At 40.7% G+C, this 23,327-nt stretch carries 19 protein-coding genes, 2 tRNA genes and 1 rRNA gene; 13 read left to right on the forward strand and 9 right to left on the reverse strand.

Features of this window, described 5'->3' with window-relative positions:
* The first annotated feature begins 168 nt into the window (after positions 1-168).
* Positions 169-283: ribosomal RNA gene (gene rrf, locus BM380_RS14755) — 5S ribosomal RNA — on the forward strand.
* Between the two features lie 318 nt (positions 284-601).
* On the opposite strand, the gene BM380_RS14760 is transcribed toward rrf, so the two are convergent.
* Genes BM380_RS14760 through uvrD form a run of 4 tightly spaced genes read right to left on the reverse strand, consistent with a single transcriptional unit; the run spans position 602 to position 6,842 of the window.
* Positions 602-1,459, reverse strand: a complete 858-nt coding sequence (locus BM380_RS14760) for a chemotaxis protein (RefSeq protein WP_090495022.1) — start codon at positions 1,457-1,459, stop codon at positions 602-604.
* Positions 1,460-1,515: 56 nt separating this feature from the next.
* On the reverse strand, positions 1,516-2,640 hold the full coding sequence (locus tag BM380_RS14765) for an ABC transporter substrate-binding protein (RefSeq protein ID WP_016899588.1): 1,125 nt from the start codon (positions 2,638-2,640) through the stop codon (positions 1,516-1,518).
* The gene (locus BM380_RS14770) at positions 2,609-4,699 is read right to left on the reverse strand and encodes a GNAT family N-acetyltransferase (protein ID WP_090495023.1); all 2,091 of its coding nucleotides are present in this window, start codon (positions 4,697-4,699) and stop codon (positions 2,609-2,611) included. Before BM380_RS14770 ends, BM380_RS14765 begins: the two co-directional genes overlap by 32 nt.
* Positions 4,677-6,842 (reverse strand): DNA helicase II, encoded by a 2,166-nt coding sequence (uvrD, locus tag BM380_RS14775; protein ID WP_008108265.1) that lies wholly within the window; start codon positions 6,840-6,842, stop codon positions 4,677-4,679. The genes BM380_RS14770 and uvrD overlap by 23 nt, the downstream gene beginning before the upstream one ends.
* Positions 6,843-7,157: 315 nt before the next feature.
* On the opposite strand from uvrD, the gene BM380_RS14780 reads away from it, so the two are divergent.
* The 3 genes from BM380_RS14780 (at position 7,158) to BM380_RS14790 (ending at position 8,542) form a co-directional block, all read left to right on the forward strand.
* Positions 7,158-7,382, forward strand: coding sequence for a hypothetical protein (locus BM380_RS14780; RefSeq protein WP_013463755.1), 225 nt, complete (start codon positions 7,158-7,160; stop codon positions 7,380-7,382).
* 112 nt (positions 7,383-7,494) lie between these two features.
* Positions 7,495-7,863, forward strand: coding sequence for a YacL family protein (locus tag BM380_RS14785; RefSeq protein WP_013463756.1), 369 nt, complete (start codon positions 7,495-7,497; stop codon positions 7,861-7,863).
* 52 nt (positions 7,864-7,915) lie between these two features.
* Positions 7,916-8,542, forward strand: coding sequence for a dUTP diphosphatase (locus BM380_RS14790; protein WP_033102746.1), 627 nt, complete (start codon positions 7,916-7,918; stop codon positions 8,540-8,542).
* 267 nt (positions 8,543-8,809) lie between these two features.
* Here BM380_RS14790 and yrfG read toward each other — a convergent pair whose 3' ends face one another.
* A complete protein-coding gene (yrfG, locus tag BM380_RS14795) occupies positions 8,810-9,457 on the reverse strand; it encodes a GMP/IMP nucleotidase (protein ID WP_090495025.1) in 648 nt (215 codons plus the stop codon).
* A 286-nt stretch (positions 9,458-9,743) separates the two neighbouring features.
* On the opposite strand from yrfG, the gene nudE reads away from it, so the two are divergent.
* The 6 genes from nudE to BM380_RS14825 all read left to right on the forward strand — a co-directional run bounded on the left by nudE (position 9,744) and on the right by BM380_RS14825 (position 13,813).
* Entirely contained in the window at positions 9,744-10,316 is a 573-nt protein-coding gene (nudE, locus tag BM380_RS14800) for an ADP compounds hydrolase NudE (protein WP_024601288.1), read from the forward strand.
* The gene (cysQ, locus tag BM380_RS14805; protein WP_090495026.1) at positions 10,309-11,106 is read left to right on the forward strand and encodes a 3'(2'),5'-bisphosphate nucleotidase CysQ; all 798 of its coding nucleotides are present in this window, start codon (positions 10,309-10,311) and stop codon (positions 11,104-11,106) included. Before nudE ends, cysQ begins: the two co-directional genes overlap by 8 nt.
* Before the next feature lie 141 nt (positions 11,107-11,247).
* A tRNA-Met gene (locus BM380_RS14810) sits at positions 11,248-11,324 on the forward strand.
* Between the two features lie 60 nt (positions 11,325-11,384).
* A tRNA-Met gene (locus BM380_RS14815) sits at positions 11,385-11,461 on the forward strand.
* A 191-nt stretch (positions 11,462-11,652) separates the two neighbouring features.
* A complete protein-coding gene (locus BM380_RS14820; protein ID WP_024601286.1) occupies positions 11,653-12,267 on the forward strand; it encodes a trimeric intracellular cation channel family protein in 615 nt (204 codons plus the stop codon).
* Between the two features lie 34 nt (positions 12,268-12,301).
* A complete protein-coding gene (locus tag BM380_RS14825) occupies positions 12,302-13,813 on the forward strand; it encodes a YifB family Mg chelatase-like AAA ATPase (RefSeq protein ID WP_013463762.1) in 1,512 nt (503 codons plus the stop codon).
* On the opposite strand, the gene BM380_RS14830 is transcribed toward BM380_RS14825, so the two are convergent.
* Both BM380_RS14830 and BM380_RS14835 read right to left on the reverse strand, forming a co-directional pair.
* Entirely contained in the window at positions 13,810-14,514 is a 705-nt protein-coding gene (locus BM380_RS14830) for a response regulator transcription factor (protein WP_013463763.1), read from the reverse strand. The two genes, BM380_RS14825 and BM380_RS14830, sit on opposite strands and share 4 nt — an antisense overlap.
* 165 nt (positions 14,515-14,679) lie before the next feature.
* On the reverse strand, positions 14,680-17,172 hold the full coding sequence (locus BM380_RS14835) for an alpha/beta hydrolase family protein (protein WP_090495028.1): 2,493 nt from the start codon (positions 17,170-17,172) through the stop codon (positions 14,680-14,682).
* A gap of 84 nt (positions 17,173-17,256) precedes the next feature.
* Between BM380_RS14835 and BM380_RS14840 the strand changes: the two genes are divergently transcribed.
* Complete coding sequence (locus BM380_RS14840) at positions 17,257-18,324, forward strand: hemolysin family protein (protein ID WP_028835911.1); 1,068 nt, start codon at positions 17,257-17,259, stop codon at positions 18,322-18,324.
* On the opposite strand, the gene BM380_RS14845 is transcribed toward BM380_RS14840, so the two are convergent.
* The gene (locus BM380_RS14845) at positions 18,321-19,538 is read right to left on the reverse strand and encodes an EAL domain-containing response regulator (protein ID WP_028835912.1); all 1,218 of its coding nucleotides are present in this window, start codon (positions 19,536-19,538) and stop codon (positions 18,321-18,323) included. The two genes, BM380_RS14840 and BM380_RS14845, sit on opposite strands and share 4 nt — an antisense overlap.
* A 357-nt stretch (positions 19,539-19,895) precedes the next feature.
* Between BM380_RS14845 and BM380_RS14850 the strand changes: the two genes are divergently transcribed.
* Together BM380_RS14850 and BM380_RS14855 are read left to right on the forward strand one after the other, a co-directional pair.
* A complete protein-coding gene (locus BM380_RS14850; protein WP_064663522.1) occupies positions 19,896-20,912 on the forward strand; it encodes a metalloprotease in 1,017 nt (338 codons plus the stop codon).
* A 173-nt stretch (positions 20,913-21,085) separates the two neighbouring features.
* Positions 21,086-21,826, forward strand: coding sequence for a CPBP family intramembrane glutamic endopeptidase (locus BM380_RS14855; protein WP_028835914.1), 741 nt, complete (start codon positions 21,086-21,088; stop codon positions 21,824-21,826).
* Positions 21,827-21,927: 101 nt separating this feature from the next.
* On the opposite strand, the gene BM380_RS14860 is transcribed toward BM380_RS14855, so the two are convergent.
* Positions 21,928-23,241 (reverse strand): short-chain fatty acid transporter, encoded by a 1,314-nt coding sequence (locus BM380_RS14860; protein WP_064663523.1) that lies wholly within the window; start codon positions 23,239-23,241, stop codon positions 21,928-21,930.
* Between the last annotated feature and the right edge of the window lie 86 nt (positions 23,242-23,327).

The following is a 23,327-nucleotide window of genomic DNA, read 5'->3' on the forward strand; positions in this document are numbered from 1 at the left end:
CTAACTTGTACTAATTACCCGTGAGGCTTAACCATACAACGCCAAACGCGTTTTATGTGATAGTTTAAGCGAAGAAGTTAATATAACTAAAGTAGATTTACGATACTCTTTATTATCAGAATTCCAAATTTTAGTAAGCTCGATTAAATCGAACTTACACCAAATTTGCTTGGTGACAATAGCGTTTTGGACCCACCTGACCCCATGCCGAACTCAGCAGTGAAACGAAACAGCGCCGATGATAGTGTAGCATTTGCTATGTGAAAGTAGGACATTACCAGGCTCCAAATAAGAGAAACCCGTTACAGCGATGTAACGGGTTTTTTTACGTCTGTAAGAAAGTGAAAATGCAGGTTCGAGGTGAAAGGTATTAGGTTAAAGGAAGAGAGTTGATCAGAGCTGACACCACGATATTCTACTTCGTTGTTGCTACGAAGTAGCGCACCATGGCTCCAAATTTAAAATGCCCGACTCACTGAGTCGGGCTTTTTTAAACGTTCCAAAATTAGATGAAAGGCCTGAGGTTAAAGAAAAATATTCAGAGCCAAAAACACACTAACTGCACTGTTGTTCGTTAGTATTGTTTATACAAATAATTAGCTTAGAACAGTCCATAGGCTTCGGTTTCCTGCTCTTGTGTGTTGTTAGAAGCTTGAAGTTCTTTGGGTTTAAATATAGCGCTTGGATCAATAAGTACGCTGTGTTTATCGGCTAGCTTAATTAATCCATGCATCATATTTCTTGTTTGTGGATCAATATCAAAGCCTATTTCAGTCAACTTATCGAGAGGTTTTATATCTTCTTGTCTATATTCAATATTATCTTCTACTTTATCAACTAATAAGCCAACATGCGGGGTCATTCCATCTTTTGTTGTAAAAACAATAATCGGTTTATAGTCTAAGGTTATTTGCTCTTTGGCTGATTCAAATAAGCGCTCTAATTGAATCAGCTCATGGCGCTTTACAATTTCAAGCTGTATGAGGACTTGTTTACTATTTTTTTGTTTATGTACTTTAATGGCGTCTTCTACTTTTTGTAAAAGTGATTTAAACGGCTCATTAAAGCGTGACATCGTACTTTTTAATTCGTCGTTATCGGTTTTAAATTCCATATAAAATTGTTCAAAGTCAGCAAGCTCACATTGACTCGTATTTAACGAATTTTGCGAACTTAGTAACGCTTGTTCTAATTGATTAAACCACGTATTGAGTTGTTTTTGCCAAGATTTAAGTTGCTTTAACGCATCTCGGTTACTGTGCTCTGTAGACACGCCATTTAAAATTATTCCTAAGTCAAATACTGGGGTTGGAATCCCCATATAATCTTTAACGCCTAGGAAGCTCTTGTTATCGTTAGGCAGCACCGTGAGGTTATTATGAAATTGTTCCGTTAATAAGATATCAAGAATCTTAAGTGAAATGGTTTTATAACCCACTTTAAAATTAATTAAGTCCATGGCTTCCTCACATACTAAGTTTGTATACTAAGGATAGAACAATATTTGCAAGGTATTTATTTATTCACATAATAAGAGCGATAAACATTACGTTTATTGTTGTTTTCAGTATTTATGAATAACTTTTGGATAAGTGTATCGGTTACTAATAAAGAATTAAGCTCATTCATCAGGCAGGATTGCTGAAGGGGGAATTGACAGTTTTTCGCTGCTTTGCTAAATGCCATAGCGTTAATATAACCCTCAAAATGAAGACGACTCGGTTTTTTAATGTTGCTCGCTTGCATATCGGCTAAAAACTCAGTACAAAAATTATCGTTACAATTTAGTGGGTTTGGAACAATCTCCGTTACCATAATATGTGAGGGTGAGTTTACTTCATCAAATAAGTCAAAGCTGGGTACAAACGAAACGCTAGTATATTCAGGATTAAACCCTTGCTTTTGGGCGCTATTAATAAACTCAGAGAGTGGTTCATAAGTGCCGACTAAACAGATTGCCGTAACTCCGCTTAATTTTAAGGTATTAAGTGCCGACTCTACATCTTGGCTATTGCGTTTGTAGCGAGCAACTATTACCGGTGTAAGGTTATATTTAGCGAGTGCTTCTCTTAGTCCTGATTCTACATATAAGCCAAATTCGTCAGCCTGTATAAACAGCCCTATTTTAGTATGTTTATGCTCTTCAACGAGGTATTTGATTTGTTCTTGTGCTTCGTCGTTATAGCTTGCTCTTAAGTTAAATGCTTTAACTGACGGTTTTTCACGAAGAAAGCTCGCCCCGCTAAAAGGCATTAAGAACGGAATTTTTGATTGTTCTAGTAAAGGTATAATTGCATGGCTGGTTGGGGTACCCATGGCACCAAACAGGGCATCAACTTTATTTGTGTAAATAAACTCACGAGTATTATTAACGGTTTGTTTGGGTTCATAGTGATCGTCAGCAACTAAAAGTAGCACCTTAGCGCCATTAATGCCGCCAGCGTTATTAACTTTGTCAAAATAAACGCTGCTACCTTTATGTAACTGTTGGCCAATATTTTTAGCAGGGCCAGTCAGTGCAGTAGACATGCCCAGCTTAATTACTTTGTTGTTGGTTTGCTCGGCATGCGCGAAAGTTTGCCCAAGCACTAATGCTATAAGGACAATGTTAAGGTTTGCTATTATGCGAAATGCGCTCATACCAATTATTTACAGCCTTTTTAAATAATGTATTAAATGACTTTGTGCCATTCAAACTTAACTGACTTTGGATATTTTTCGGTGTCCAATTTTGTAATACTAGCCTAATAAAAACATATTGGAAATTATCGTCATCGGTTGGCAAGCTATACGGCAATGCCCAAAAACGTCGCCAGAGCAATGGTTTTATATTAAAAAGCTGGTAGTCACTTGTTAACATAGACTTTAATCTTAATTGCTCAGTGATACTGCCAGTATGAGTATTAAAATGAGAGACAATTTTCGCGACCAGTTGATAATCAAGCTGACTATAGTGATCGAGTAGTTGCAAAGGGAAATCGGCTTCAAACTGTGCTACTAATTGCTCTACTAGTTGGTCACTTTTAGTTAAGCTTTTAACAACTAATGCACTGTGCTCGCCCGTTGCCTTATCTTTTTGAAAACCGAGTTTAACTAAATCAAAGCCATTACTTTGCCAAAAACTGAGTAATTGCGCATTGCCACCAAAGCTGGCACCAAACCAATGACACTCGCTCTGCAATTGCTGTTCACAGTATTTAAGTAACTGTGTGCCTATTTTTTTGTTGTGATGCTGTGGATCAATGGCAATACGCACCACGCGGGCGCAGTGTTGTTTTAAAACATCAGCATTAAAACTCAATTGTGCTAACGTTTGTGCCATTAAGTGACCTTGAGGCCTACGCTTTCCTTGTGCTATTTCATTGCTCATGGAAGCATTAAATCCACCTTCAATCGCAATTAAACAGACACCGAGAATATTATCACCTTGTTGGCAAACAAATACATGTTGTTTAGTGGCGTCTAGTAAGTGGCGTAAATCATTCACACTGGTTTGATAATGTGCCAGCGTTAGCAACCCAATCACTTGATAAAGTAGTGACTCGTTACTAGCAAGTTGATGTGCCTGTAATTGCTTAAATTGCAAAGGGGTAGAGTGTAAGGTGACGCTGTGATGTTCAGCATCTAAGGCTAATAACGTGCGAATGTGCAGCTCTAATGGATCCTGCTTTGCAAAGCGAATAGGCTGCTCAAGAGTCATACTGCGCATATTTTTAAAATGCGTTTTAATGTAGCGAGTAAACTTTAGAATATAGCCGCGACCATTGCCTTCATAGCCAACCATGGTGCTTGAAAATACCACGCGAGGATAAAGGTGGAGTAGTTTTATGAGCATTGGAACAGGGATTGCTGCCGCTTCATCAATTAACAGCAAGTCACACTCAGGCTGTTCGTTAAGTAGTTGATCAGGAGCAACATATTGCATATTTGCAATGCATTTATTGCCTGCTTGATACTCTAAATTAAGTGCGTTTGCTAAATGTTTAAAGCTGCTGTGCAATGCGCGAAATTGCATAGAGCTGATGAGGATTTTTTTATCGCTGAGCTCGCTTGCGGCAATCCCTAATGCCGCTGATTTACCCCGTCCCCGATCAGCATTAATCAATAATGGTCTATTTGCCCGTCCGTGCGCGGTTTTTTTTATTAATTCAACACATTGTTGTTGCTCGGTAAAATCTATAGTACCTGCTGATGCATCAATGTCGGCAAGAGTAACCCAGCCATCTTGTTGATTAAAATGTAATAAAGAGGCGCTGCTCAGTAAGTGCTTTAAACGTTGATTAAAAAAGCTGTATTGATGCGCTTGTCCAAATGATTGAAATAATGGCAGCGCAGGATCGCACCAATGTTCAAGTGATTCGAGCGGTGGAAGTAATACAATTAAAAAGCCACCTGCTTGCACAACGCCACTAAGCGCAGCTAGTTTATCTGGCACCAGTCCACTGTAGCCGTCATAAACAGCATGGGCGCACTCTTGCCCTAAAATTTGGTGGGTATGCTCTGGCCAATGTGCATTAATTAAATGAGTGCTTTTTGACAGTACAAAAGAAGGGTGCTGCAAATGAGCAAGCAGCTGAGTACATTGCTCATAACACCAATTTTTATCGCCTGTAAGCAGCAGTAACTGGCGATGTTTCGCATACGCAAGTTGTTGCTGTGCACGCTCTACAACGTGGTTAAACGGCTTGTAATCTTGCATAAGCTGTTACTAACCACTTACTGCCTAAGTCGTCAAAGTTAACTTGTACGCGAGATTGTGCGCCACTGCCTTCGTAGTTGAGTACGGTGCCAATGCCAAACTTTGCATGCAGCACGCGTTGACCTAAGTTAAATCCGCTTTCTTCAAATGCAGCATGGCTAACCGATGCGCTAAAGCGACCGGCTGCAGGCGGACGAGATACTTGTGTTTTAATTCGAATTTCTTCTACGCAGTCTTCGGGTATTTCACGTAAAAAGCGCGATGGGCTGTGATATTTCTCTTGGCCATATAAACGGCGGCTTTCGGCATGGCTTATATAGAGCTTATCCATAGCGCGGGTCATACCCACGTAACAAAGACGGCGCTCTTCTTCTAAACGGCCGGTTTCTTCATTACTTTGTTGTGATGGGAACATGCCCTCTTCAACACCGACCATAAACACTAAAGGAAACTCCAAACCTTTAGCTGAGTGAAGCGTCATCATTTGTACCGCATCTTCATGCTCATCGGCTTGGCCTTCGCCCGACTCAAGTGAGGTATAGGCTAAAAAGCCTTGTAGTGGCGAGCTAAACTCTTCCTCTTCAGGGAGTTCATACTGATCGCAGGCACTAATTAATTCTTCTAAGTTCTCTACTCGAGCGCGGCCTTTTTCGCCTTTTTCAGCCTGATACATAGCCATTAACCCTGAGGTTTGAATCGCGTATTTAGCTTGCTCATGCAGCGTTAAGTCACTAATTTTATCTTCAATATGCTCAATAAGTTCGACAAACTTGGCAACTGCTCCTGATGCACGACCCGATAAATGCTGTTGTTCTACAATGGCTTTAGCAGCATACCAAAGCGGCAAAGACTCAGCGCGAGCGCAGTCACGAATATGGCTTAGTGTTTTGTCGCCAATGCCTCGGGCTGGGGTATTAATTACACGCTCAAATGCGGCATCATCTTGGCGGTTACCCACTAAGCGTAAGTATGAGAGGGCATCTTTAATTTCTTGACGTTCGAAGAATCGCATACCACCATAAATTCGGTATTTTAAACCTTCTTGTAGCATTGCTTCTTCAAGTACCCGCGATTGCGCATTACTACGATACAAAATAGCCGCATCTTGTAGTGCGTTCCCCGCATTTAGCCAGCTGCGTAATTTGCTACTCACAAAGCGCGCTTCATCTAGCTCGTTAAAGGCGGCATAAATAGAAATAGGTTCGCCGTCGTTACCGTCAGTCCACAAGCTTTTACCCATACGCTCGGAGTTATTCTGTATAAGTGCATTAGACGCTTTAAGAATAGTGGCAGTCGAGCGATAGTTTTGCTCAAGGCGAATTGTCTCTGCGTCAAAGTCTGTTAAAAAGCGTTTGATATTTTCAATTTTAGCGCCACGCCAACCGTAAATACTTTGGTCATCATCGCCTACAATCATTATGCTACTAGTGTCGCCCGCAAGTAGTTTTAACCATGCATACTGAATGGTATTAGTATCTTGAAACTCGTCTACAAGCATGTGCGCGAAGCGCTGCTGATAATGACGAAGCAGGGTTGGGTTGTTTTTAAGAACCTCATAGCTGCGTAGTAATATTTCAGCAAAATCAACGAGGCCCGCTCTATCACAAGCTTCTTGATAGGCTGCGTAAACGCGCAACATCATTTGCTCGTTAATATCGTATGCCTGAATATCTTTAGGGCGCAGAGCTTCGTCTTTTTTAGCGCTTATATACCAACCAAACTGCTTTGCCGGCCATTTTTTATCATCAATATTCATCGATTTTAATAAGCGCTTGATCATACGAAGCTGATCGTCAGAGTCTAAAATTTGAAAGGCTTCTGGTAAGTTTGCTTCACGGTGATGTGCACGCAAAATTCGGTGCGATAAACCATGGAAAGTACCAATCCACATGCCGCCTACAGGGGCTTTTAATGTTTCTTCAACCCGTGAGCGCATTTCTTTAGCGGCTTTATTAGTAAAGGTTACCGCAAAAATACTATAGGCAGAGGCTTGCTCTACTTGCATTAACCAGGCAATACGATGAACCAATACTCGAGTTTTACCTGAACCTGCTCCTGCTAATACCAGCATGTTTTGTAATGGCGCTGCAACGGCATCGCGTTGTTTATCATTTAAGCCATCGAGTAATTCTGAAACGTCCATCGTTACGCCTTTTTAATCAATAATGAGAGCAGTATAACAGGTGTTTTTGTTAGGCTAAATAAAATACTGTTTTTATAAACAGCTATTTATAAAATACGTATTTAAGTTGTTGAATAGTTAACAGTATAAACTGAGCAAGTAACTAAAATAGCTATTTAAAATTGCTAATTTGACTTATTTTTGGCAAAAAATACTAAACTGATAAATTCGTAATAATTTAACTGTATGATTTGTAAGCCTTAATAAATTGGCATAAAGTGTGTAAGTATAAATAATAAGTATAAATACAAAATTAACTAAACTACAGAGGTTAGTATGTCTCAACAAGGTTCTGGCGGTAACGTAATCGCAGCATTATGTAATATTTTTTTCCCCGGTTTAGGGCAGTTGGTGCAGGGCCGCATTTTAGCGGCGCTGGTGTTTGCCATTTTGGTTTTTGGCGGTTATGCGCTATGGTTTTTAGTTGTGCCAGCCGTAATCGGTGCCGTGTTCCATTTATGGGCAATTATTGATGCTGCACGCTATCGCTCAGGTGGTTAGCTAAATTGATGATGCTAAATAGCGCCTTGCGGCGCTATTTTTGTATCTGGCTTTCATTATTCATAGCTGATTAGGTTATAATCTGTTGTATTAGCAGTACTGGAATAAAGTTATGGAATACCAATTCATTCGCGATCCTATTAGTGGGTTAAGAATTAAAATTAGCAGCGAGCACGCGATTATAGGCCGTTGGTTAAATGAAGAAATAGGCAAAGATAAAGTGGCGATGGTGCAGGCACTTATTAGCTCGGTGAGTTCAAGCTTTGAGCCGGTAACACTTAAAGGCCAAGAAATTGATCTGATCCTTTCTAAAGATGAAGCATTATTCGAAGCACATGCGCTGCATCAAGATAACGAAGATATATTAGCCTACCAAGATGATGAACTCATGCTTGAAGAGAATGATTTAAGCAGTGGTTGTGGTTTTGAAGACTTTGTTGACCTGATCAACTCATGGCATGAGTTTTCGGCTGGTCGTTAAGTTATATTATCTGTATTATTACCCTAATTATAAATCCAACAGTGGAACCAATATGTCTGCGAATTTAAACAAACTAGTTGTTATGCTAGAAATGCAAAATGCCATGAATACCAAAGTACATGAGCAATGGTTTAGTCAAGGCTTTGAGTGGTATAGAGCTATTTGGGTTGAATGTGCAGAAATGCTGGATCATTACGGTTGGAAATGGTGGAAAAAACAAACGCCAGATACTGAACAAGTAATTTTAGAGCTGGTTGATATTTTTCATTTTGGTTTATCGCTACGTATCGACGGTAAGACCAGCTACGAGCAAATCGCTACGCAGCTACAAACTCAAATGAGCGCCCCACAGCAAGGCGATGATTTTAAACAAACGCTTGAATTATTAGCGGCCAGTGCGGTTGCCAATAAAACCTTTAACGCGGCTGCTTTTGCCGGTTGTATGGCACAAATCGGTATGGATATTGATGATTTATATCGTGGCTATGTGGGTAAAAATACGCTGAACTTCTTCCGTCAGGATCATGGTTACAAAGAGGGTAGCTACATTAAAGTGTGGCATGGCAAAGAAGATAACGAACACTTAGTTGAAGTAGTTAAAAGCCTTGATACTGAGCATGTAGATTTTGCAAAACAGGTATATCAAGGCTTAGTAGCGCGTTACCCTCAGGGCGAATAAGCCAGGGTCTGTTGACCTTTGCGGATTACAATTTGTTCAAACTAGGGGCGGTTTAATCGCGACGCGAGGTTTGTAACCTAGTGGGCTAAGTAAAAACCGAGCAACAAAGAGTAAATCGCCCCTAGGCAGAACCCGAAGGGCAGCGCTTGTTTGGCATTGATGCTGCGTTATCGCCTATTTATGGGGAATAACCACACCACATAGGCTCTGCCTTGGCTAAATACCAAACAGACTGCTGCAAATTTAACCTTGAAAGATCAACAGACCCTAAATAAGCTTACGATAATCGGTGACGCTTAAGTAATCGGTTATTTCGTTATGTGGTTGCTGGCTATTAGGGTTAGCAACCGCAAGTAAATGCTCAATGCCGTATTCTCGTGCGGCATTTAATACCGGTAAGCTGTCATCTACAAATAATGTGCGGCGTTTATCAAACCCTAAATCCCCTTGAACCTTATGCCACAAACTTTGTTGCTCTTTACTTACCCCATACTCATGCGTTGACACCACTCCGTCTAAATAATTATCAATAGCGGTATGTTCAAATTTAAGCATTACGCATTCTGGATGAGCATTGGTAAGTAAAATGAGCTCTTTACCTGCACGTCGAAGTTCAGTTAAAAAATGCGGAACGTCTTCACGAATTTTGATTAAGTGAGCAGACTGGCGCTTTAGTTCGAGAATAGGTAAGTTTAGCTGTGCTTCCCAATAGTCAGAGCAGTACCACTGAATTTTGCCACTCACAGCCTGATAGCGTTTTAAGATATCTGCGCGGGCTTCCTCAAAACTGATATTTTGAGCCAGAGCATGTTGTTGTGGAACAACATTGAGCCAAAAGTCAGTGTCGTAATGTAAATCAAGTAAAGTCCCGTCCATGTCGAGTAATACAGTATCGATTTTTGACCAATTGAGCATGATATATCCTTGTGGAAATTGAGGCGTTAAATGACTACGTTGCGATGAAATGCTTGCAAGCGAAATATAATGGGCTCTGTTAATTGAACTTTAAAAACATATACCCAATGATGAAATATTAAGGGCGAATTCAATAACGCCAGATAAATATTTAACCTTAACTACGGGTAAGATATTTTATGATTAATTCTGCATTTAAATTGCTTTTAATTCAAACTGAAACTCGCATCTTATACTCATTTGGGTATATGATTAGTATAACTGCAATGATAGCAAATTGATGCCCATGACACAGAAAAAGCACCCAACACCACCACAAATTCTCAGTAATAATGTTGTCGCTAAAAGTCGCTTATTTACTGTGGAGTCTTTAGAACTAAAATTTTCAAATGACGAAGAGCGTCAGTATGAACGAATTCGCGGCGGTGGCCGTGGAGCCGTTATGATTGTACCCATCACAGCTGAAAACGAACTACTACTCGTTCGAGAGTATTGCGCCGGCACCAATGACTATCAGTTAGGTTTCCCTAAAGGATTAATTGACCCCGGTGAAACACCTGAGCAAGCGGCAAACCGAGAGCTCAAAGAAGAAATTGGCTTTGGTGCAGAATACTTTGAAGCACTTAAAACGGTCACTATGGCGCCTAGTTATTTCAATGCCACTATGCATATTCTCTTTGCTAAAGATTTATACCCTGAAACCCTATTAGGTGATGAGCCAGAGCCATTAGTGCTTGTTAAATGGCCACTTGCGCAGTGGCAGTCGCTATTAGAACAACCTGACTTTACTGAAGCACGTAGTGTTGCCGCTCTGCTATTATTAGATAAGTACTTAGCCTCAGGAGCGACTAATGGATAAATTACTTGAACCATGCATAACACTTGCCCAAAGTGCAGGTGATGCAATTATGGCTATTTATAAAAAAGATGATATTGGCCAACAAGAAAAATCAGACAATACGCCAGTTACTAAAGCAGATTTAGCCGCAAACGATGTACTTGTTGCTGGCTTAAAAGCGCTAGCTCCCGATATTCCTATTATGTCAGAAGAGACGCCGATCCCAGCATTGGAAGACAGGCAGCACTGGCAACGCTATTGGCTGCTTGATCCGATGGATGGCACCGGTGAATTTATATTAGAAAGCGGCGACTTTGCCGTTAATATTGCGCTGATAGAAAATAATCATCCTGTATTGGGAGTGATTCATTGGCCAGCAAAGGGCGTGACCTATTTTGCTACCGCTAATAATGGGGCGTTTAAGCGTAAAGGCGAGCATGATAAACAAATATTTGTAGCGCCTCCCGAAAGTTTAACTTTGGCTGTAAGTCGCCGCCAAAAAATAGAAGCCGTGAGTCAGTATTTAAATGCGCAATTTACAACGGTGGCGTTAGGCTCATGTTCGCTTAAAGCTTGTATTGTTGCTGAAGGTAAAGCTGACTGCTTTTTAAGAATTGGTCCCACTGGTGAGTGGGATACTGGCGCATCACAAGTAATAGTTGAAGAGGCGGGGGGGTGTATTACCGATGCTGAGTTTAACCCTCTGACCTATAACCAAAGGGAAAGCACAGAAAACCCAGACTTTATTGTTATGGGGCATCCCGATTGGGAATGGCAAAAAATGATAAACCCACATCAGCGATTAGTGTAATAACCGCCTTTTGATGGGTTTTTGTTCACTTAAACGTTTTTAATTAGTAAAACCTTGCATTATAGGTTTATTCCTATATTATAGCGCTCTCTTCGAAACAGGCTTGTGAATAACACGATACTGTTACAAAGAAATTACAGGCGCGGGATGGAGCAGCCTGGTAGCTCGTCGGGCTCATAACCCGAAGGTCGTCGGTTCAAATCCGGCTCCCGCAACCAATTTTTCATTGGAAGCCAAGTTGTAATGTAAGCAACTATAAATAAATCTGCAATTTCAGGCGCGGGATGGAGCAGTCTGGTAGCTCGTCGGGCTCATAACCCGAAGGTCGTTGGTTCAAATCCGGCTCCCGCAACCACTGAAATAACATGTTTTATTAAATCGACACGCCTAAAGCGTGTTTTTTTATGCCTAAAATTCATATTCCCTCACGCTATTTTTAACACGTATTTCTGCTGTTCTTTTCTAATTCTACTTTTTGAAAGTGTTATTGGTGAATATTTAGTATGCTATGCGTTAAACTCTTTAAAACTTTTTGTAATCAAAATTATGACTGAACTCTATCACTGGTTTGATTTAATTGGCGTAGCGGTATTTGCTATATCGGGCACCTTGGTTGCCTATGAAAAGAAAATGGATGGCTTTGGTGTGGTTGTGCTTGCAACCGTTACGGCTATTGGTGGCGGTACTGTTCGCGATGTGATACTCGATCAACCCGTATTTTGGTTACACGATCAAAGCTACTTCTATGCTATTTTAGCCGCAGTGCTTGTTACAACACGACTGATCAATAAACAAAAATCGATTCCTTATTATGTTTTACAAACAGCCGATGCATTTGGTTTAGCCTTTTTTGCGGTAATGGGAGCACAAAAAGCGCAATTGGCCGGTATGCCTGATATGACGGTTATTATTATGGCGGTGATCACCCCCTGTTTTGGTGGATTGATTCGCGATGTGCTTGCCCGCGATATTCCTATGCTGCTCAAAGGTGAGCTCTATGCTATTACCTGTATTGCTGGTGGTATTGTGTATACCTTAGCTATAAACCTATCTTTAACGGTGGAAGTGGCGATGATCTTGAGTATGTTAATGACCTTATTGCTGCGCTTTTCGGCCATTAAATGGAAGATTATATTACATGTTTTTAAATATCCTGACTAAACTGGTTTAATACAGCAGTTAACTAGGATAAGGAATGTCGTTAGCCCGTATATTTTCTCGCGCACAAGTAGGAATTAATGCCCCCGAGGTTATGGTTGAAGTGCATTTAGGGAATGGTTTACCTGCATTTCATATTGTCGGCTTACCCGAAGCATCGGTTAAAGAGGCCAAGGATAGAGTACGCAGCGCCCTTGAAAACTCTCAATTTGGATTTCCCGATCAACGTATCACCGTTAATTTAGCACCTGCCGATTTACCAAAAGACGGCGGGCGGTTTGACCTTGCGATTGCGGTAGGCATTTTGGTCGCATCGGGGCAAATAGTCTGCCCTGATATTCATAAGTATGAGTTTTATGGTGAGCTTGCACTTAATGGTGAAATACGTGCAGTGAATGCTATTTTACCCTCAGTGCTCGGTGCTAAAGAGCAAAACCGTTGTTGCTTTCTTCCTCTTGAAAACGATAGTTTGGCCAGCCTTGTCAGCGGTGTAAAACGAAAAGCGGTAAGCTCTATACAAGAGGTGTGGGGAGACTTACTCAACCAACAACCTTTACCATTGAATATTGCCTACCCTGACTGTACCCAAGCGCCAGATTTTTTACTCGATTTAAGTGATGTAAAAGGCCAACCCGGTGCTAAACGAGTACTAGAAATTGCTGCCGCAGGTGGACATAACCTACTATTTTTAGGGCCACCAGGAACCGGCAAATCAATGCTTGCGCAACGAATGTCTACAATAATGCCAACCATGTCAGATGATGAAGCCATTGATACTGCCGCTTTGTATTCCATTATTGGCCACTCAATCGATTTAACCAATTGGCGTCAGCGACCATTTCGAAATCCTCATCACACTTGCTCAGCAGTTGCGCTGGTAGGCGGTTCGTCTAACCCTAAACCCGGTGAAATATCGTTAGCGCACAATGGCGTATTATTTTTAGATGAGCTGCCTGAATTTGAGCGCAAAGTACTGGACTCGTTACGAGAACCCATGGAAACCGGAACCGTGACGATTTCGCGCGCGGCAAGACAAATGGAATTTCCGGCACAGTTTCAGCTTATTGCAGCACTTAATCCCAGCCCGACTGGGTGCCATCATGATAAACGGGCGACCCCTGATCAAGTGATGCGTTATTTATCGCGGGTATCGGGACCGTTTATCGATAGAATTGATTTGCAAATTGAGCTCCCTAGACTAAGCAGCGTGGAGCTACAAAGTACGACTGCAGAAGAAACCAGTGCTGAAGTGAGAGCGCGAGTAGAAGCGGCTTATGCAATACAATTAAAACGCCAAGGTAAAGTGAATGCGCGGCTAAATAACAAAGAAATGAGCTTATACTGCGAGTTACCCGCTGCGGAGCTACAGTTTTTAGCTAGAGCCAGTGAAAAACTGGCGTTATCGCCGCGCTCTTATCATAGAGTGATAAAAGTAGCGCGTACCATTAGTGATTTAAAAGGCGCGCCACAAATTAGTTTAAATGAGCTTAAAGAAGCGCTTAATTATCGGGCATTTGAGCGTTTATTATCGCAGTTAACCCAATACTAAATAGATAGCATATAGCCTTTACCACGCACGGTGACGATGCGTTTTTGATCTTTCTCATCGTTAAGCTTTTTACGTAAACGACCCACTAACACGTCTACGGTACGATCGTTGGGGCTCCAATCAGGCTGGCCAATTTCTTCTGATATTTTTTCACGTGAAGTGGCTTTACCGGCATTGCCGATTAAACAAATAAGCACTTTATGCTCTGCTTCGGTGAGCCGTGATTCAATCCCACTGGCTGTAATGAGTGTGCGGTTATCTGGATGGAGTTTAAAATCAGCGTATTCGATAAACTCTTCACTGTCATCGTCGTGTTGATTGTTTGCAATACGTTTGTATAAAGCGCGCATTCTCAACTCAAGCTCGAGTAAATCGACAGGCTTGCAAATATAGTCATCGGCACCTTGAGCAAGACCAGCAATACGATCAGCTTGTGAGTCACGACTCGATAACAAAATAACACCAATATCGGTGAGCGTATTTAACTCTTTGGCAAGTTGTAAACCATTGCGCTTTGGCAGCACAATATCAATAATTGCCAAGGAAATAGCACTGCGCTGATTTACACGGCTTTTGACCATGCTTAAAGCATCGGCACCCGTTGCGTCAACGTCAATAGAGAACTCGGTATTTATAAAATGATTTTGGATGCGCTTTACTAGCAGCTCGTCATCTTCAACCAATAAAACATTAATTGCCATAGTCTGTTATTTTTTTAATAGTAGCCTTGCATGTTAGCATTATTCGTTACATGCATAACACAGAGTTTAATTTTTTTCGGTAACTTTATATTACAAAAAAGAATAATGAAATTACCTTTGTATTGCGCACTTTATATAAATGATTTTAAGTGCGCATTTAAATGACTACTGGCCGTACATTGAATCCCACCATTGTGGTTCATTTTTTAACTTTTTATCAAAGTAAGCCAACATAGTGTTCCACCAATTAAAGCGCTTATCGCGAGCAAATATTTGATGATCGGCTCCTTTGTACTCAATCATTTCAACATCTTTATTTAGCAGTTTTAGCGCGGTGTACATAGTTAAGCTTTCACCTACTGGCACATTCGTATCGCTGTCACCATGAATAAGCAGTAATGGCGTGGTCACTTTATCGGCATGAAACACTGGGCTATGTTGGCTATAAAGTTCAGAGTTATTCCACGGGAAACTATTTTTAGAGGCTTCGCCTGAGTATAAATATCCCCACCATCCTTCACCCCAGTAAGAAGTTAAGTTTGAAATTCCCGCATGAGCAATAGACGCGCTGAACATGTCGGTTTTAGTAGCAAGCAGCATCGTCATAAACCCACCGTAAGATGCCCCTAAATTACCGACTTTATTTCTGTCTACAAAATCATATTTAGCTAAAAATGCCTCTGTGCCTTGCATAATGTCATCGGCGGTATAATCGCCCCACGCATTGACATGTTGCGCTGAAAAAGTTTGTCCAAAGCCCGTTGCACCAGTTGGCTGTACCACATAAACCACATAGCCGTTTGCTGCCCATAAATTAAAAGGGTAACGCCCTGTAAATCCACGAGTCACAGGTGAGGTGCCACCATAGTAATAGACCAGAGCAGGGTGCTTTTTAGTTTTATCAATATTACTTGGCAGATAAACACGACCAGATATTTCTACGCCACGCTTATTGGTAAAGTTAAATTCTTCAAGCTTAGGAATCGTGGTATTGGCATATGCAATCGGGTTTGAATCCCAGATTAACTCCACCTTATTTTTGCTTACGTCAAAGCGCTTGAGTTGTTGGGCGCTTGAAGCATTACTGCCAGAGAGCAGTAGCTGGGTATTGCGAGTATTTGAAAAACTAAACTGTTCTACAATATCAAACCCTGTATCTAACTTTTTAAAGCGTTGTTTACTCAGATCATATAAATACAGTGGTTGGGTGTCTTTTTCTGTCACTTTGATTAACGCGTCGCCATTGCTTAGTACTTCCAATGTGCCAATCGCAGGGTCAAATTGTTTACTTAACGCCGTTACTTTTTTAGCGTTATCGGTTAGTAAATACAGCTGGCCATCATAATTATTCGCCAGCATGGTTTGCGGTAGTACTCTGCCTGCGCCATTTTTAAAATCAGGGCCTGCAACAACATAAATATTGTTTGCGGTATATTTCGCTTGATTAAAGGTTTTAAACTTACCTAACGATTTTATGCTGTTGGATTTTAATGTAAGTTCAACCAGCTCAGTCTCTGGATGGGTTGAGGCTTGCATGGCCATTACTGGACGACTTATTAATAGTTTTCCACGGTTGCTATTAGCATCTTCAAGTTGATGGCTTAATACGCCTTCGGTCAGGGCTTTGGTTAAACCACTGTGGGTATCGAGTAAATATAATTGGCTAACCGTACGGGCGTAAGACCAACGGTCTTGCAAGCCTTTATGATGTTTAGTGAGGCTATTGGTCTCTTCAGATGATTTAGACCAGCTAAAAAGAATACTATTATCGTTGTAATAGCTAAAGTTGCTTGCCCCCTCAAGGCCTGAGGCTAAGGTTTTTATAGCGAAAGTTTTACGGTTTAACTGCTTTAATTCGCCGTTGAGTAAATAGACTAAAAATTGATTATCAGGACTCCAAGTGAATTGGCTAGGCTGCGCTTCTTCAAATCGGTATACCGTTTGGTTATTAGTATTTTTAAGCTCGGTTGTGGTAATGGCGTCGTTGCCTGTTTTATCGCTGTAACGCTTTGTTGTACTTAAGTAATGCTTAGCATCAGGTGACAAAGACAAGCCGCTAATAGTTGGGGCGTCAAACAATTGCTTAGCCGATAAGCGCTTGGTCTTATTTGTCGTTAGGGTCACGGCGTCAGTTTCTGCTTTTGGCACAAACTCTAAGGTGACATCATTCCAATTAGCAACCTGTTGAGCAATGACAATAACGGTGTGTGAGCCGTTATTTAAAGCAAGCTGATAGCGTTGGTTTTCACCACTTTGTTTCTCACCGTTAATAAAAACCTGGCCTTGCTCTATTCCTTTAATGTTTAAGGAGCCTTGAGTAAATCGGTTAGTTTCAATATTAAATTTAAGTGCTTGTAAACCGCCTAAAGTAAGCGCGTTAATTTTATCAAGTGGTTGCCACTTGTGCTTTTTACCAAACACAACAAAGCTTTCTTTGTTTGATTCAAGTTGTGCAAGCAGATTATTGATAATCACGTCGCCATACGGTGTTTGAAATGGCTTTGCTTGCATGTCTTCTGCAAGAGGCCCGATAAACTGAATTTTTGATTGATCGAGTGGGGCAGCTAATGCCGTTAAACTCAAACTACTTAATGTAAGTAGGGCTGCCAAGTGAGTAAAACGTTTTGCGTAACGATGCCAAGGTGCGCTTAAATTCATTGCTATGCCTATTATTATTGGAGATTTGGCCAAATATAGCATGTATTGTTATGATGCTCATATATCCAATTTAGAGGAAAAAAAGTGACACTATTAATCGTTTACATGGTTACAGCGATTGTGATTTCGTTTCTATGTTCTGTCATGGAAGCGGTGCTATTGAGCATTTCACCTAGTTATGTTGCGCTGCTTCGTAAAGAGCGGCCAGTACTGGCTAAGCAACTAGAGAAGCTAAAAAGTAATATCGATCAGCCATTAGCGGCTATTTTAACACTTAATACTGTTGCACATACTGCCGGTGCTGCGGGCGTGGGCGCACAGGCTGCCGTGGTGTTTTCAGATGCGGCTGTGGGGATTGCGTCTGCAATTATGACTTTATTGGTACTGGTGTTATCTGAAATTATTCCTAAAACGCTGGGGGCTAATTATTGGCGTGCTTTAACGCCTAGTGTGACTTATGGTTTACGTATTTTGGTACTAGTCCTTAAGCCTTTTGTTTGGGCAGCACAAAAGCTAACTAATTTGATGGGTCAAAAGCATAATGAGGCCTATTATATTCGCCAAGAAATAGAAGCAATGGCCGACATTGGTAGTGAGTCTGGGGCGCTTCATGCTGATGAATCAGAAATCATTCGTAACTTGCTGCACTTTAGGCATGCAAAACTAACCGATTTAATGACACCGCGTACGGTCATTTTTAAAATCCATAAAGATCTTACCGTTAATCAATACTTGAGTGAACACGGTTCGTCGTCATTCTCTCGAGTGCTAATTTATGACAAAGACGCTGACGATATCATAGGCTTTGTACATAAAAACGATATTATGTTGGCATATCATCGGTTAGGCACAGATTACAAAATTAGTAAGTTAGTTAAACCTATCTATACGGTACCGAGCACGCAAAATGTATCGTCGCTATTACAAACATTGCTCACCCAACGTACCCACATTTGCTTAGTGATTGACGAATACGGTGATGTGCAAGGAATTGTAACGCTCGAGGATATGATAGAAGCGTTAATGGGCTTAGAAATTGTGGATGAGCGAGATCAATCAACCAATATGCGCGCCGTAGCAAAGCAGCGTTGGCACCAGCGTTTAGCTGATAGTGAGCATATCGTCAGCGCCGACGATAATGAATCTCGTTAGCTGTTTTTTGTTTTAGCAGCTGTTTTTATCCAGTGTTGGGCCCACGAGATAAATTCAGCTTTTGCTTTTGGGCAACTAAATAAAAAGCCCTGTATAGCTAAATTTGTTTGATAATGCTTGAGGTAGGCCAGCTCTTCGGGGCGCTCAACCCCTTCGGCCACTAATTCAAGCTGCTCTTGGGTTGTCATATTAATTAGTGAACTGACTACCACTTGAGAAAACTTATCGGTTTCTATGTGGCTAATAAAAGAGCGATCTATTTTTACTTCTGTAAATGGCAGCTGTTTCAGTTGGTTAATATTAGTAAAACCAGTGCCAAAGTCATCGAGTGAAATACCAAAGCCGAATATTCTTAATCTATTTAAGGTTTCGAGTTGAGTGTAGCTTGAAAGGGCATGCTGCTCGGTTATTTCAAGCACCACATCACTAGGTAAAACATCATGTTTTTGTAGAAGCTGTAATAACTTATTGGGGCTGTTTAAATCATCTAACTGACACGGCGATAAGTTAAATGACAATTTCAAATTTGTACCCAGCTGCTCTTTTAGTTGCTTGATGTCACCACAGGCTTTTTCAAATAGCGTAAACGTAATGTCATTGATTAAATCGCATTGCTCAGCCAGGCTGATAAAACGGCTTGGTAAAATAACTCGTTCGTCTTTACTTGATACAATGCGAGCCAGCACTTCAACACTTTGTATTTGATTGGTGTTTATATTTATTTTAGGTTGATAGTAAGGTGTTATTTCATTATTTTTTAATGCTTTAATTAGTTTTTCTTTAGTGATTGGGCGCTCTTTTACAAGTGTGTGGCTGTTTAACTGCGCTATTTTGGTAAGTAACGTATTTACCTGATTGAGTTGCACAGGCTTAGATAGGTTGCCAATTAAATGCACATTGTGCTGTTTAGCGAGGTCAGCGGCTAGGCTGATTATTTTCGGGTCCATTTCAGAAATAATAACAATTGCACCGCAATAGCCTATTTCACCTAAGTTACGGATCAGCTCCATGCCATCCATTTCTGGCATATTAAGATCGGTAAATATGGCATCAAAATAGTTTATATCAGCTTTTACTTTTTCAAGTGCTTTAACAGGGTTTAAACAGGTGGTTGTGGATTGCGACATTTCGAGTTCATTAAAAATAGCTTTCATGACAATCAAAATGGCTTTTGAGTCATCGACAACGAGTATGTTTGGTAATTTTGTGTGCATTGTTGTCCTTAACTTAACGGTCGTAATTTATATCCTTCTGTTTTAAAAATAGTCGCTTGAATTGTTTTTGTCAGTATTTATTGCTGTTTTAAATTTTAAATATCAGCAAAATCCAATCGACAAATTATTCTATCTTGCTCGTGTTTTTTAGGTGGATAGGTATACTAGCGCCATAATTTATAATGGTTATAATACCAAGCCGCAATAATACTTAATCATTTTGAGGGGGCAAATCAGACGCGAGCTGCGTTAGAAAATTCTCCTTTAGAGCAACTAAATAACGAAGTTTTTGCCTTGCTATCGACAGGATTTTTCTGCCTCAAAATAGTACCCCTAATTAAGCGAACTGATATAACAATGATAAAAATCGATCTGAATCTAGCCGAACAACCGTTTACGCTTATGCTAGATAAGCAACAAATTGTAAAAATATTTCATGATCAGCAAGCGATTGCATTTGAAAACCCACGTGAAAACTATGTTGAGTTTATGCTTGATGAGCAGCTAATTGGTATTGATAGCAGTGACGTTAACCAACAGAGTATTGCGCTATTTGTAGATAATCAGTTTGCCACTCAGCTGGCTTTACCTGTGGCGGCGCAAGGCGAATCTAAAAAAGGGTTTTTGGGACTTGCGGCGCTAGGCTTTAAGTTATTTAAAAGCGCTAAGGTGGTTAAAGTGGCGCTAGCGAGCGCATCGGTGGCCGGTTATGCTTGGCTGTTTACCATTGAATTTGCGTTAATGCTGATTGCTTGCCTGGTAGTACATGAATATGGCCACGTACGAGCTATGAAGTATTTTGGGATAAAAACCAAAGGCATTTATTTAATTCCTTTTGTAGGCGGGTTAGCCGTTAGCGACGATAAAATATCTACGCGCTGGCAAGATGTGGTGATCTCACTAATGGGCCCTGCCTTTGGTTTGTTTACCTCAGTGTTAGGTGTAGTGCTTTATTACGCCACAGAAATGGAAATATTTGCCGGTGTTGCAGTGCTTAGTGCACTGCTTAATTTATTCAATTTACTGCCTATTTTACCGCTTGATGGCGGGCATGTACTAAAAAGCATTAGCTTTTCAATGCGCTCATGGGTTGGTTTAAGTGTGTGCTTACTAGGTGTGCTATTTGGTTTATGGCTTAGCTATACGTTTGGCTTGATGTTGCTGGTGTTCTTTTTGTTTGTTGGCGCACTGGAAATTGTGTTTGAATGGCGCGGCCGTCATTATTCGCATTTATTGCCATTAGATAAATATGGCCAAGGCTTTTCAGCGGTCATGTATGCACTGGTGGTTGCTGGCCATGTAGCAGTGATGATGCACTTTGCTGACTCTGAAAACGCGATATTAAGCTTACCGATGAAAATCTTATCGAGCTAAAAAAACAGTATGGCAGATCGAATTTTGCTCACCATGCTGTTTTTTGCATGGTATTTTTTAAGGTTTGTGTGGCGATGGCAAGATGTTAGTTTTGGTTTGTTTCTTAATGGGGGAATTGGTATGGTACTATCCTTCAGAATGAAAAATAATAAGAAGCCGTGAGCTGATAAATTATGGATGATGCGATAAAACAACAAGTAAATCAAAGTACAGTGGAATCTTTATTGTACACGCTTTATTGGTTGGCCTTTTTTTCACTGGCGCTCCCAATGGCTTCATACTTGATTATTTTTTTATCGGGTGGTGGGGCATTATTATTAAATGACATTACTTATTTAGAGCAACTAGATTCGAATCCCGGCTTAGTTTTTATATCTACCTTCCTCACTGCTGTACTTACGCTGCCATTTTTAAAGTCTACTCTTGATGCGCAAAATAAAAGCGAAGTTATTGGGCGTTTAGCAATAGAGAAGGTGGCTCTTTTTCCTTTAATCATTACAGTGCTATTAACAGCGGCTTACGTTTTACTGGAACAATGGCTTTTTGGCTTTATGGAAGTCGCCTTGCCAGATTTTATGTTAGAAGTTGAAGCACAAACAAACTCGCTTTTAGCTAAAATTATGCTGTTTTTAGCCGTAGTATTTATTGGGCCTATATTTGAGGAAGTAGTTTTTCGAGGAGTAGCATTCTACAGGCTGAAAAAAACAGCCTTGGGAGCTATTGGCGCAATTATTATCCCAAGTATCGTGTTTACATTGTTACATGGGCAGTATGATCAAGTTGAAATTTTTATTTCTCTGTTTGTGTTTTCTTGCTTGATGGGATTAATTCGTCATCTATCGGGTAACTTGTGGTATTGCATTATCGCTCACATGATCTGTAATTTATTAGCACTAGGTGAGACTATTTGGTGAGATTAAATGACTTATCAGTTAACTTTACTTTCTTACTTAGTTCTTTTGGTTTGCAGCTAGCAAGCGCGATATAAAATCGCGCCTATTTATTACCAAAATACTCATGGATAAAAACTTAGCATCAAGGATATAAACACCCCAGTAATAATCAGCTGTACCACGCAAAAGCCCATAATGTCTTTAGCTTTTAATCCTGCAATGGCTAATACCGGTAATGCCCAAAAGGGTTGAATTAAATTAGTCCACGCATCTCCCCACGCCACAGCCATAGCAACCCGCGCCATATCTGCACCAAGCTCTTGTGCTGCAGGGATAACAATAGGCGCTTGTACCGCCCATTGTCCGCCACCTGAGGGCACAAACATATTAACGAGTCCTGCACTAATGAAACTGTAAAATGGCAAGCTATCGGCATCCGCTATGGCTATAAAGCCCTGTGATATTTGTTGCGCCAGTCCAGTATCTACCATGACCGCCATAATACCAGCATAAAAAGGGAACTGAATTACAATTCCTGCGCCACTCGGAATCGCTTGTTGCAAGCTATTAAGCACATTATGGGGTGTTTGATGCAGAGTGATTGCCATAAACAAAAACAGGGTAATTACACTATTGAGGTTTAAGCCGCCACCTGCGATGAAAAAGTAATAACCTAAGTAGGCAAGTCCGATTAAACCAATGCCCATACCTAATAGCTTACTTTGTTCTAAATGCTGAGCAGGGCGTGTTATTGTTACTTTATCAGGTGGTGTGTTTTCAAGCAGTGATGGGTCAACATAAACACTGTCTTTTTCACTCGGTAGCATGTAGCGGTTAACCAGCGGCATAATAATAAATAAGCCAATCAGAATCGCAATGTTAAAGCCTGCGAATAAGGTTTGCTGTGTGCCAATAATACCCATAGTCGCCTGTGAAAAATGCCCTTCGGTGGCAATGGTTAGTGGTACGGAGCCTGCCAATCCGCCGTGCCATACTACAAAGCCTGAATAGGCACTTGCCACTAACAGCCGATAATCCACTCGAGTCTGCTTAGCAATGGCTTTAGCAAATAAAGCACCAATTACTAAGCCAAACCCCCAATTTAGCCAGCTTGCCAAAAGCGAAATAAATGTCACTAAAATAATGGCTTTTGGGGCCGTATTAGCAAGCGTTGCTAATTTTGTTAGTAACATACTTATTAAAGAGGTACTGGCAAGCATATAGCCTGTTACTAATACCAACAGCATTTGCATGGCAAAGCTTAGTAAGTTCCAAAACCCGCTCCCCCATGATGTTATTACCTCAAGTGTGGTTGCAGGGGTCGCTAAATTCGCAATGACTAAAGTAATAATTGTGAGCAAAATAACAAATATAAATGGGTCGGGTAAGTAGCGCTCGACGAGCTTGGTAAGTGGACTGGCAACTTTATTAAGCATAATTAATAACGAGTTAGTGAAAACTTATTTGTTAATTAATCATGAAATCTTAGGATTAGCAAACACCGCTTTGAATAAATGCTCAG

This window comes from Pseudoalteromonas sp. DSM 26666, assembly GCF_900116475.1.
Lineage (GTDB): Bacteria > Pseudomonadota > Gammaproteobacteria > Enterobacterales > Alteromonadaceae > Pseudoalteromonas > Pseudoalteromonas tetraodonis.